The sequence below is a fragment of the Pseudomonas sp. GNP014 genome (genome assembly GCF_054344005.1).
The window spans coordinates 4,090,632-4,102,981 of record NZ_JBTGUS010000001.1; the positions used below are offsets into that span (position 1 = coordinate 4,090,632).

Below are 12,350 nucleotides of genomic sequence, written 5' to 3' on the forward strand. Positions count from 1 at the left end.
GCCCTGGCCACATCGTTCTGTGGAGGTTATTGCGCCAACCACCCACCATCAATATTCCACGCCGCCCCGCGCACCTGGCTACCGGCCTCACTGCACAAAAACAACACCAGCTCGCCCAGATGCTGCGGCGTGACGAACTCCAGCGACGGTTGCTTCTCGGCCAGCAAATCATGCTGCGCCTGCTGCGGATCGACGCCTTTGGCCGCACGGTCGTCGATCTGCTTCTGCACCAGCGGCGTCAACACCCAGCCCGGGCAGATCGCGTTACAGGTGACGTTGCTGGTCGCGGTTTCCAGGCCGACCACTTTGGTCAGGCCGATCACCCCGTGCTTGGCGGCGACGTAAGCCGCCTTGCCGGTCGAACCGACCTGACCGTGCACGGAGGCAATATTGATGATCCGTCCCCATCCTTTGGCACGCATGCCCGGCAGGCTCAGGCGGGTGCTGTGGAACACCGAAGACAGGTTGATCGCAATGATCGAATCCCAGCGTTCCACCGGAAACTCCTCGACCGCCGCCACATGCTGGATTCCGGCGTTATTGACCAGAATGTCGACGCCACCGAATTCGCGTTCGGCATAGGCGATCATGTCGGCAATCTGTGCCGGGTCACTGACGTCAGCGGGGTGATGGCCGACCTTGGCGCCAAACTGGCCGACTTCGGCGATCACCGTCGAGGCATCACCGAAACCGTTGAGAATCAGATTGGCGCCGGCTTTGGCCAGGCTCATCGCGATGCCCAGGCCAATGCCGCTGGTGGAACCGGTTACCAGTGCGGTCTTGCCGGAAAGAGTCGTCATGAATACCTCACACAATGCCAGTGGCGTAGAAAGTACCGATCACTACGAAAACCGCCAGGGTCTTGATCAGCGTAATACAGAAAATGTCTTTATAGGCTTCGCGGTGAGTCAGGCCGGTCACCGCCAGCAAGGTGATGACGGCACCGTTGTGCGGCAGCGTGTCCATGCCGCCACTGGCCATGGCGGCCACGCGGTGCAGCACTTCCAGCGGAATATTCGCCGCATGGGCCGCGGCGATGAATTGCTCGGACATCGCCGCCAGGGCAATGCTCATCCCACCCGACGCCGAACCGGTGATGCCCGCCAGCAGCGTGACGGTGATCGCCTCGTTGACCAGCGGATTGGGGATTTGCTTGAGCCAGTCGGCCAGCACCAGAAACCCCGGCAGCGAGGCGATCACCGCGCCAAAACCGTACTCGGAAGCGGTGTTCATCGCTGCCAGCAGCGCACCGCTGACCGCGCTTTTGCTGCCCTCGGCCAGTTTGCTGCGAATGGCTTTGAAGCCGAACGCCAGCACCATGAGGATGCCGACCAGCAACGCCGCCTGTACCGCCCAGATCGCCGTCAGTTTGGCGATTTCGGTGGTCACTGGCGTAGCCATGCCCGGCAGCGCGAGGCTGTGGGTCTTGCCGTACCACTGGGGAATCCACTGAGTGAACAACAGGTTCATGATGCCCACCGCCAGCAGCGGCGACAGCGCGATCCACGGGTTCGGCAGTTTGAGGTCTTCGGCAGTTTCTGGCTCATTGCGCAGCTCGGTGCCATAGCCTTCGCCGGCGCGCTGGGCCTTGTTGCGCTGACGCTGGAGGAACAGCATGCCGGCGCAGAACACGAAAATCGTGCCAATCACGCCCAGCCACGGCGCCGCCCACGCAGTGGTGTTGAAGAAGGTGCTGGGGATGATGTTCTGGATCTGCGGGGTGCCGGGCAGGGCGTCCATGGTGAACGAAAACGCACCGAGGGCGATGGTCGCCGGGATCAGCCGTTTGGGAATGTTGCTCTGGCGGAACATCTCGGCGGCAAACGGATACACCGCAAACACCACCACGAACAGCGACACACCGCCGTAGGTGAGCAGGGCGCAGACCAGCACGATCACCAGCATGGCCTGGCGGGTGCCGAGCAGACGAATCGCCGCGGCGACAATCGAGCGCGAAAAGCCCGACAGTTCGATCAGCTTGCCGAACACGGCACCGAGCAGGAAGACCGGGAAGTAGAGTTTGATGAACCCGACCATTTTCTCCATGAACACCCCGGTGAATGCAGGGGCGACGGCAGAAGGGTCGGTGAGCAGGACAGCGCCGAGGGCGGCGATCGGAGCAAACAGGATAACGCTGTAGCCACGGTAGGCGGCTAGCATCAGCAGCGCGAGGGCGGCCAAGGCAATGATCACACTCATGGTGTGTCTCTCCAGAATTGTTATTTTTGTGGGTGAAACCGGTGTGGGAGAGGCGTTAGCGAGATTTGTGCCACATGCACAAGTCGTTGAAATTTAAGGATTTTATGGTTTTTAGTTTGTAAAGAATCGCAGGTTTGTCTCTTTTTCGAGATTTATGCTGGAAGTGATGACGCCTTCGCGAGCAAGTCCGCGCCTACATTTGCAATGTATTCCACTGTGGGAGCGAGCCTGCTCGCGAAGCTTCTGCCAATTTCTATTAATAGAGATTGAAGTCTCTTTATTGAGACTGGACGATGCCCAATGCCAGCATTTTCTTGTACAACGTCGACCGCCCCAGCCCCAGACGAGCTGCCGCCTCTGGCACATTACCCGCACATTGCGCGAGGGCGGACTCAATCAGTTGCCGGTCAAACCGCTGCCGCGCCTGGGCGAATGTCTCGTCGGCCAAGGACTCCAGCGCGGGCGCCGCGGGGCGTTCAACCGGGGTAAACGTGCCTATGGAGCCGCGAATATCTGCTTCGCTGAGGATCAGGTCATCACTGAGCAGTGCCGCCCGCTCCAGCACATTCCGCAACTCTCGAATGTTCCCCGGCCACGCATGCTGGCTCAGCAGATCCAGCGCCGTGCGGCTCAGTTCATGCTGACTGCGCAGCTCTTCGAGAATCGCTTCGCTGAGTGCCGGCAGATCGTCGAGGCGTTCGCGCAACGGCGGCACGATGATCGGCAGCACATTGAGCCGGTAGTACAAGTCAGCGCGGAATTCACCGCGCTTGATCGCCGTTTGCAGGTCGGTCGAGGTCGCGGCGATCACCCGCACGTCACTCTGGATGACTTCGTTGGAGCCTACGGGCTCGAATTCCTTTTCCTGCAGCACCCGCAGCAGTTTGCTTTGCAGCGGCAATGGCATGTCGCCGATCTCGTCGAGAAACAATGTGCCGCCCTGGGCGATCTGCAACTTGCCGGTGCGGCCCTTGCGGTCAGCGCCAGTGAAGGCGCCCGGAGCCGTGCCGAAGAACTCGGCCTCCAGCAATGTTTCGGGAATCGCCGCGCTGTTGATGCTGACAAAGGCTTTGTGCGCTCGCGGCGAAGCACTGTGAATCGCCTGCGCCAGCAATTCCTTGCCGGTGCCGGTTTCGCCCAGCAGCAACACCGGCGACTCGGTGCTGGCACTGCGGCGGGCGCGGCGTTTGACTTCGAGGCTGGCGGCGCTGGTGCCGATGAAATGTGCGAAGTTGTATTTGGTCTGCCGCGCGCGCAGCAGCGAGCGGGTCGAAGCCAGTTCCTCCTGCATGCTCAAGTAGCGTTTGAGCATCGGCGACAGCGTGCGCAGTTCATCGAACAGGGCAAAACCGATCGCGCCGATTACCGTGCCGACATCGTCGTGGATCGGCAGGCGCATCACCACCAGCGGCTCTTTCGGGGTGTCTTGCATGTCTAGCAGAATCGGCCGCCCGGTACGCACCACCTCACGCAACAGACTGCCGGGAATCACGCTTTCGCAGGGTTTGCCAATTGCACCTGCGGCCGACTCGAGCCCGAAGCGGCGCGCGTAGCGCTCGTTCATCCAGACAATGTTGGCGTCGCGATCGACAATCACCGTGCCTTCGCTCGACTGCTCGATGATCTCGAACAGCGAGCGGATTGCCAGGGTGCGAACCCGTTGGTAGTCCTTGAGGCTTTCGGTGGTGTTCATGGGTGGTTTGATCCAGATTTTGGGTGGTGTGTGCTGGTCTTTTCGCGAGCAGGCTTGCTCGCGAAGGCCGCGACCCGGTTTCAAGACGAGCGCCGATTATGCCTACCCCGGATGCGCCGCCGCCAACAGCTCCTTGGTGTAAGGATGCTGCGGCGAATCGAACACATCGTGACTGGCGCCGCGCTCGACCACCTTGCCGTCCTTGATCACGATCATGTCGTGGGCCAGTGCCCGCACCACCGCCAGGTCGTGGCTGATGAACAGGTAGGTCAGGCCGTGCTTTTCCTGAAGCTGACGCAGCAGGGCAACCACTTGTTTCTGCACCGTGCGATCCAGCGCCGAAGTCGGCTCATCAAGCAGAATCAGCGCCGGTTTGAGCACCAGTGCCCGTGCGATTGCAATGCGTTGACGCTGGCCGCCGGAAAACTCGTGGGGGTAACGATGACGACTGGCGGGGTCGAGGCCGACCTCCTTGAGCACGCGAATCACTTGCTCATCGCACTCCTGGGCGTTCGATTCGCAGTGTACTTCCAGGCCTTCGCTGATGATCTGCGCCACCGACATGCGCGGACTGAGGCTGCCGAACGGATCCTGAAACACCACCTGCATCTGCCGACGCCAGGGACGCAGCTGTTTCTGATTGAGGCCGTCGAGCGCTTCGCCCTGAAAGCGGATGCTGCCTTCGGAATCGAGCAGACGCAGGATCGCTTGTCCCAGCGTCGACTTGCCCGAACCGGATTCGCCAACGATACCCAGGGTCTTGCCGCGCTGGATATTCAGGCTGATGCCATCCACGGCGCGCAGGTATTGCTTGCGCTGAAACAGACCGCCACCGACGACAAACTCAACCCGCAGATCATCGACCTCCAGCACATTCTCGCGCTCATCCCGGGGCAGGGCTTCACCTTCGGGTTCAGCGTTGAGCAGCACGCAGCTGTAAGGATGCTTCGGTTCGCTGAACAGCGTTTCACAGGGCGCCTGTTCGACGATTTCTCCGGCCTTCATCACACAGACACGCTGGGCAATGCTGCGCACCAGATTGAGATCGTGACTGATCAGCAGCAGCGACATGCCGAGGCGTTGTTGCAGGGACTTGAGCAGCAGCAGAATCTTGCGCTGTACGGTGACATCGAGGGCAGTGGTCGGCTCATCGGCAATCAGCAATTCCGGTTCGCAAGCCAGGGCCATGGCGATCATGACCCGCTGTCGTTGTCCTCCGGACAATTGGTGCGGGTAGGCCTTGAGCCGCTCTTTGGGTTTCTGGATGCCGACCAGTTCGAGCAGTTCGAGGATGCGCTGTTGCGCCGCTTTTCCACCGAGGCCGCGGTGCAGCAGCAAGGTTTCGCCGATCTGCTTTTCGATGGTGTGCAGCGGATTGAGCGAGGTCATCGGCTCCTGAAAGATCATCGCGATGCGGTTACCGCGCAGCTCACGCAAGACCTTGGGGTCCGCACTGACCAGCTCCTGACCGCGATAGCGAATGCTGCCAGTGGTTTGCGCTTCGCTGTCTGCCAATAATTGCAGAATCGAGTGGGCCGTCACCGACTTGCCCGAACCGGACTCGCCAACCAGCGCCAGACACTCACCGGGGCGAATGTCCAGGCACAGGTCGCGCACCACGTTCTGGCCATGGAAAGCGACATTGAGGTTACGGATTTCAATCAGATTGTCAGTCATGGCCACGCTTCAGGATCGAGGGTCGAACGCGTCGCGTAACGCTTCGCCGATGAACACCAATAAAGAAAGGATCAGCGCCAGGGTGAAGAACGCTGTCAGCCCGAGCCACGGTGCCTGCAGGTTCTGTTTGCCCTGACCGATCAGTTCGCCCAGCGAGGCGCTGCCGGCGGGCATGCCGAAGCCGAGAAAGTCCAGTGCGGTGAGGGTGGAAATTGCCCCGGTCAGAATGAACGGCAAGTAACTCAACGTCGCGTTCATGGCGTTGGGCAGGATGTGCCGGACGATCACCTTGCGATCGGTCAGGCCCAGCGCCCGCGCAGCCTTGACGTATTCCAGGTTGCGCCCGCGCAGGAACTCCGCACGAACCACGTCCACCAGTGCCAGCCACGAAAACAGCGCCATGATCCCCAGCAACCACCAGAAGTTCGGTTCGACAAACCCGGAGAGGATGATCAGCAGGTATAGCACCGGTAACCCCGACCAGACTTCAAGCAAGCGCTGCCCGAGCAGGTCGACCCAGCCGCCGTAATAACCTTGCAAGGCACCGGCAGCGATGCCGATCAGGGCGCTGACAAAGGTCAGCATCAATGCGAAGAGAATCGACACCCGGGCGCCGAAAATCACCCGCGCGAGGACATCCCGCGCCTGATCGTCGGTGCCCAGCCAGTTGACCGATGTCGGCGGACTCGGCGCCGGTTTATTGAGGTCATAGTTCGGCGTGTCGTCGCTGAACGGAATCGGCGGGAACAGCAACCAGCCATCGTCCTTGCGAATCAGGTTCTGCACATAGTCGCTGCGATAGTCGGCCTGAAACGGCAGTTGCCCGCCGAACTCCTGTTCGGTGTGGCGTTTGAATACCGGGAAGTACCACTGGCCCTGATAACTGACCACCAGCGGCTTGTCGTTGGCGATCAGCTCGCCGCCGAGGGTCAGCAGGAACAAACCGATGAACAGCCATAACGACCACCAGCCCCGGCGGTTTTTCTTGAATCGCTCGAAACGGCGACGGCCCAATGGCGAGAGCTTGAGCATCAGGCGTTCCTCGCGGCGAAGTCGATGCGCGGATCGACAAGGGTGTAGCACAAGTCGCCGATCAGTTTTATCAGCAGGCCGAACAGGGTGAAGATGAACAGCGAGCCGAACACCACTGGATAGTCCCGCGAAACGGCCGCTTCGTAGCTCATGCGACCGAGGCCATCGAGGGAGAAAATCACTTCAATCAGCAACGAGCCGGCGAAAAACACGCTGATAAAGGCCTGGGGAATGCCCGATACCACCAGCAACATCGCATTGCGGAACACGTGGCCGTAGAGCACCCGACGTTCGCTCAAGCCCTTGGCCCGTGCGGTCACCACGTATTGGCGGGTGATTTCATTGAGAAACGAGTTTTTCGTCAGAATCGTCAGGGTGGCGAAGCCGCCGATCACCAGCGCCGTGACCGGCAACACCAGGTGCCAGAAGTAATCGGCGATCTTGCCCAAGGTCGACAGTGATTCGAAGTTGTCCGAGACCAGGCCGCGTACCGGGAACCAGTTCAGCGAAGTGCCGCCGGCAAACACCACGATCAGGAACATTGCAAACAGGAACGCCGGCATTGCGTAGCCGACGATGATCGCGGTGCTGCTCCAGATATCGAAATGGCTGCCGTGATGCACGGCTTTGCGAATGCCCAGCGGGATCGAGACCAGGTAGGTAATCAGCGTCGCCCATAATCCGAGAGAAATGGTGACCGGCATTTTTTCCAGGATCAGGTCAGTCACCGTGGCACCGCGAAAGAAGCTCTTGCCGAAATCCAGTCGGGCGTAATTCTTGAGCATCAGCCACAGGCGTTCATGGGCTGGTTTGTCGAAGCCGTACTGTTTTTCGATGTCTTTGATCAGTTGCGGGTCCAGGCCCCGGCTCGCGCGCGAGGTGCCGCTCATGGTTTCACCCGAACCGCCGCCGACGTTGCCGCCACCACCGATGCCTTGCAGATGGGCGATCGCCTGTTCCACCGGACCGCCGGGCGCGGCCTGAATGATGACGAAATTGACCAGCAGAATGATCACCAGCGTCGGAATGATCAGCAGCAGGCGCCGCAGTATGTAACCCCACATCAGTGCGGCCCTCCGGGTCTGCCACGACCGATTTTTTCGGCGGTCATCTGTTGGTTGGTCAGCGGCGTGCGGCTGATTTCCCACCAGCTCTCGATCGCTTCATCATTACTGGCTTGAATCGTAGGGATGCCAAAGCGGTTCCACCACACGGTCGAAGTGCCCGGCGGGTAGTAATTGGGAATCCAGTAGTAATTCCATTGCAGCACCCGATCCAGGGCGTGGGCATAGTGCAGCATGTCCGATTGCGTGGAGGCGCGGATCAGTCCGTTGATCAAGGTGTCGACCGCCGGGTTTTTCAGCACCATGTAGTTGTTGGCCCCCGGGTCGTTGGCCGACGCCGAGCCGAAGTAGTTGAGCAGTTCGCCACCCGGTGAGGTGGTCACCGGATAGCCGGTGACGATCATGTCGTAGTCCCGGCTCATCAGGCGATTGACGTATTGCGAAGAGTCGATGCGGCGAATATCCAGGTTGATGCCGATCTGTTTCAGTGTGCGCTTGTAAGGCAGCAGCAGGCGGTCCATGCCGTTCTGGCTGACCAGGAACGTGAAGCTGAGCGGTTCGCCGTCGGCATTCACCAGTTGATCGCCGTCCGGTTTCCAGCCGGCCTGCTCGAGCAGTTCCAGGGCTTGCAGTTGTTTATCGCGGATCAGGCCACTGCCGTCGGTCTTCGGTGCCTCGAAGACCGTGGTGAAGACTTCGTCGGGAATCTGTCCGCGCAGCGGTTCGAGAATCTTCAACTCCGCTGCGTCCGGTAACTCGCGAGCGGCCAGATCGGTATTGGAAAAGTAACTTTGCTGGCGGATGTACAGGTTGCGCATCATCTGCCGGTTGCTCCACTCGAAGTCCCACAGCATCGCCAGTGCCTGGCGCACACGGCGATCCTTGAACATCGGTTTTTGCAGATTGAACACAAACCCTTGGGCCGATTGCGGCGCTTCGGTGGCCAGATGAGCCTTTTGCAGGCGCCCGTCGCTCAGGGCGGGGCTGTCGTAGCCGATCGAATAACCGGTGGCGGAAAACTCGCGGTTGTAGTCATACGCGCCGCCGCGCAGCACCTGACGGGCGACGTCGGTGTCGCCAAAGTACTCGATGCTGAAATGGTCGAAGTTATAGAGGCCGCGACTGACCGGCAGGTCCTTGCCCCACCAGTCGGCATTGCGTTCGAAGGTAATGCTGCGCCCCGAGTCGACCTTGCCGACGCGATAGGGGCCACTGCCCAGTGGCGGTTTGTAACCGCCACCGCCGGCAAAGTCGCGGCTCTTCCACCAGTGTTCGGGAAACACCGGCAGGGTCGCGATATCCAGAGGCAGCGTGCGGTTTTCGTTGTTCTTGAAATCGAAGCGCACGATCAGCGGTGCTTCCACTTCGACGCCTTTGACATCGGCGAACTGCGTGCGATAACGCAGGCTGCCCTGGGTCATCAGCAGTTCATAGGTGTAGCGCACGTCTTCGGCGGTGATCGGCTTGCCGTCGGCGAAGCGAGCCTTGGGATTGATGAAAAAGCGCAGCGCGAGTCCGTCCTCCGAGCGCTCCATCTTTTCTGCCACCAGCCCGTAAACGGTATAGGGTTCATCCATCGAGCGCTGAGCCAGCGGCGAGTACAGCAGTCCGTCGATTTGCGTGACGCCGATGCCTTTGTCGATATACGGCAATACATGGTCGAAGTGACCGATCTCGATCGCCGAGCGGCGCATCGTGCCGCCCTTGGGCGCCTGCGGGTTGGTGTAGTCGAAGTGACTGAAACCGGCAGGATATTTGGCCGGCTCGCCATAAACGGTCAACGCGTGTTGCGGTGCAGCGTCCACACCGGCGGCGCCCGACAACAGGGCGAGGGCGGTGAGCATCAATGTGGGGAAAACCAGTCGCATTGTCAGCCTTGGAACCGGGAAATCGATAAGCGCAATTTGTACGCGAGAGGCGCGTCAGTCGCCAGCCGTATATGTAACTGAAACACAACGGCCCACCAAAAGGCGGGCCGTTGCAGAGCAATCAGGCGACGAATCAGTCCTGACGGCTGGTGACTTCGAGCAGGTGGAAACCGAACTGGGTCTTGACCGGGCCTTGCACGACGTTGATCGGTGCGCTGAAGACCACGGTATCGAATTCCTTGACCATCTGGCCAGGACCGAAGGAACCCAGGTCACCGCCCTGACGGCTGGAAGGGCAGGTGGAGTTGTTTTTGGCAACTTCAGCGAAATCAGCGCCAGCTTCGATCTGGGTCTTGAGTTCGTTGCACTTGTCTTCGGTGGCAACCAGGATGTGGCGGGCAGTGGCTTTAGCCATGGGGAAACTCTCCAATCTAATTCAGTAAAGTGTGGAGCCTACCGGATTCAGTGGGCGAATTCTCGGCAAAGTTCCGTTCGGTGATCGCTGTTGGCTTTTACAGATTTGCGGCTTGCAAGCGCAGGGCATGCTCGATGTACAGCAGGATCGGGTCCGGCAGCGCGGATGCGCCGATAACAGGCCGGCGCAGACTGCTCAAATGATCCAGCGGATAGTCGGAGCGGATCACGGTGCCCAGGTGCGAGCTGTAGCGGCCAACGAATCCGTCGTTTTGTCCGGCCTCGGTAATGAAATATTCCGACAATCCACGGCAGAGGGCGTGTACCGGGTCGAGCATGGCGGCTTTGGTCGTGGGCAAGGTGCCGCTCCAGGAATAATAGCGAACACCGTCAACCAACTCCGCGCCATGCCCGCCCCAGGTGTGTGGCAGGCCCTGCGGGTATTTGTCATTGAAGCGACTGACACCCTCCGTGGTCAGGGCGTTGAGCGCGGCGAGTGCGCTTTGTGGCAGCGTTGTGCTGCCGCTCATAAGGGTCAAAAACTCGGAAAACAGTGTGACCACATTCAGGGCCACGGAATCCGGCAGTTGATCCGGTACCAGCGCCTTGCGCAGGAAGTCAGCCAGCTCCGAGCCGTGGTTCGGCCCGCTGACCGACGTGACCGAGCCTACGACGTGTGGCATGTGCGCAGCAGCGTACCGGGCAGTGAGTGCGCCCTGGCTGTGACCGATGAGATTGACTTTTGCAGCGCCGGTGCCTGCGAGGACACGATCGATTTGCCTGAGGAGTTGTTCGCCCCGCACCTCGTTGTTGTGCGTGGCCGACAGATGCGGAATGAACACGCGGTTGCCTGTTGTCTTAAGTGCTTCCTTGACCTCGTGGAAGAGCTCGAAATGGCCAATGCGTTCAAATCCGAACAGGCCGTGTATCAACAGTATGGGATAGCGAGTTGTAGCATTCCGTCGCATGTTCTTACCTTTATCACAGAAGTTCATCGGGAAAATCTGTGGGTCACTCTAAAACACTCATACGGTTGGAGAAGTACGAAGAAACCCAGGTTCGCGGATGAATCTGGACTAGATGACGTAGGTGTTTTCTGTTTTTTGTGAGGCCCGAATCGGAAGTTGTGGACGTCCTCTGACGGATCAAGCGGATTTATTGCCTGCCGGCCTACTTGGTCCGTGGCTTTTGCCCGAGGGTTGTGGCGCATTTTGCTGACAGCGAAGACCACCACAATGGCGTTCAATATTTGTCGTCGACGCCATTGATGTAGCTGGCGTCTTATCCAAGGAATGGAGCCACGAATGAACACCCACGAAATCGAGTTTTGCTATCGGATGCGCCATCCCGTCAGCATGTGTCAGTCCGAGGTGCCGTTGCCGGCGGCGACGCTCGATACCCTCGAAGGCGCAGCGCTGGATCCTTCCCTGAACAAGGTCATCGTCAGGATCGCTCCCTATGCAAACATGGCGTGTGGCGATCAATTGCTGTTGAGCTGGGACGGCCTGGATATCGAAGGCTTTGCCTATCAGCATGAAATGGTTCGCTTCGTCAGCGAATCCCAGGTTGGCAAAGACGTGATCTTTGTTATCAAGGGCATGCACATTGCGGCACTGGACGGTGGTTCGCTTGAGGTTTACTGGACACTGGTCAGCGCGAACCTGCCCGAACCCGCAATGTCTGCACGGTTGCAGCTGTCAGTGGGGGATGCACAGCCGCAGCTGCTGGCGCCGCATGTCGAAGGTGTCATCGGCGGTACGCTCGATCCGGCCCGGGTGAGGGATGGTGTGCTCGTCATGTTTCAGCCTTACGCCCGAATGTCTTCAGGCGATCAGGTCTCGCTGACATGGTGTGGCGACATGTCGCCGGCGTCGTTCAATGATGCTTTGAAGATCGAAGCCTTTGCCGTTGCGCAGCCCTTGTCGTTCTGGGTCGCTCCCGAGCACATCGCCGCGCAGCTTGGAGGTGAGGTGACGGTAAGTTACCGCGTGGAGCAGGTCGGTGGGGCAGTGCGCGAATCGGAGCCGACCAGGCTTCGCATTACTCCGTTCCATCGTGGCGAACTGCACGCTCCCGATGTGCTGGAAGCCGAGGATGGCGTGCTCAGTACGGAAAACTCGATAGATGGGGTGACCGTTGTGATCGGCAACCCACAGACGCAAGAAGGCGAGTTGGTCTACCTGAAGTGTGACGGTGACTTTTTCAATCACCGGGATGACCGGGAAATTACTCTGGAAACCGCAGGGAAGCCGCTGATCTTTATCGTGCCCCATCGCTTCTGGCGCGAACATCACGGAGGAACCGTGCGGGTTGCCTATACCGTGGAACGTCTGGACGAGGTCAGTCAGGAATCTGCGGTGACACAGGTGCGGATAGAGGCTTGAGGGCAGCGGCGTCAGCCCT

At 59.8% G+C, this 12,350-nt stretch carries 10 protein-coding genes; 1 reads left to right on the forward strand and 9 read right to left on the reverse strand.

Annotation, left to right across the window (positions count from 1 at the left end):
* Positions 1–26: 26 nt before the first annotated feature.
* The 9 genes from hbdH to ACXX9E_RS18335 all read right to left on the reverse strand — a co-directional run bounded on the left by hbdH (position 27) and on the right by ACXX9E_RS18335 (position 10,915).
* Positions 27–800 (reverse strand): 3-hydroxybutyrate dehydrogenase, encoded by a 774-nt coding sequence (hbdH, locus tag ACXX9E_RS18295; RefSeq protein ID WP_458555860.1) that lies wholly within the window; start codon positions 798–800, stop codon positions 27–29.
* A gap of 7 nt (positions 801–807) precedes the next feature.
* Positions 808–2,199 carry a GntP family permease gene (locus ACXX9E_RS18300; protein WP_123468250.1) on the reverse strand — a complete coding sequence of 464 codons (1,392 nt, stop codon included), beginning with the start codon at positions 2,197–2,199 and terminating at the stop codon, positions 808–810.
* Positions 2,200–2,476: 277 nt separating this feature from the next.
* Positions 2,477–3,892, reverse strand: a complete 1,416-nt coding sequence (locus tag ACXX9E_RS18305) for a sigma-54 interaction domain-containing protein (protein WP_458555861.1) — start codon at positions 3,890–3,892, stop codon at positions 2,477–2,479.
* Between the two features lie 102 nt (positions 3,893–3,994).
* Entirely contained in the window at positions 3,995–5,569 is a 1,575-nt protein-coding gene (locus tag ACXX9E_RS18310) for an ABC transporter ATP-binding protein (protein WP_458555862.1), read from the reverse strand.
* Positions 5,570–5,578: 9 nt separating this feature from the next.
* Positions 5,579–6,601 (reverse strand): ABC transporter permease, encoded by a 1,023-nt coding sequence (locus ACXX9E_RS18315; RefSeq protein WP_458555863.1) that lies wholly within the window; start codon positions 6,599–6,601, stop codon positions 5,579–5,581.
* Complete coding sequence (locus tag ACXX9E_RS18320; RefSeq protein ID WP_222833032.1) at positions 6,601–7,665, reverse strand: microcin C ABC transporter permease YejB; 1,065 nt, start codon at positions 7,663–7,665, stop codon at positions 6,601–6,603. Before ACXX9E_RS18320 ends, ACXX9E_RS18315 begins: the two co-directional genes overlap by 1 nt.
* Positions 7,665–9,533: an extracellular solute-binding protein gene (locus tag ACXX9E_RS18325; protein ID WP_458555864.1), complete on the reverse strand. Its 1,869-nt coding sequence runs from the start codon at positions 9,531–9,533 to the stop codon at positions 7,665–7,667. The genes ACXX9E_RS18320 and ACXX9E_RS18325 overlap by 1 nt, the downstream gene beginning before the upstream one ends.
* Positions 9,534–9,666: 133 nt before the next feature.
* Positions 9,667–9,948 (reverse strand): peptidylprolyl isomerase, encoded by a 282-nt coding sequence (locus ACXX9E_RS18330; protein ID WP_123468263.1) that lies wholly within the window; start codon positions 9,946–9,948, stop codon positions 9,667–9,669.
* Positions 9,949–10,045: 97 nt separating this feature from the next.
* A complete protein-coding gene (locus tag ACXX9E_RS18335) occupies positions 10,046–10,915 on the reverse strand; it encodes a lipase family alpha/beta hydrolase (RefSeq protein ID WP_186745873.1) in 870 nt (289 codons plus the stop codon).
* Between the two features lie 336 nt (positions 10,916–11,251).
* Here ACXX9E_RS18335 and ACXX9E_RS18340 point away from each other — a divergent pair, with 336 nt between their 5' ends.
* Entirely contained in the window at positions 11,252–12,331 is a 1,080-nt protein-coding gene (locus ACXX9E_RS18340) for an RNA-binding protein (protein WP_458555865.1), read from the forward strand.
* The last annotated feature ends 19 nt before the right edge of the window (positions 12,332–12,350 follow it).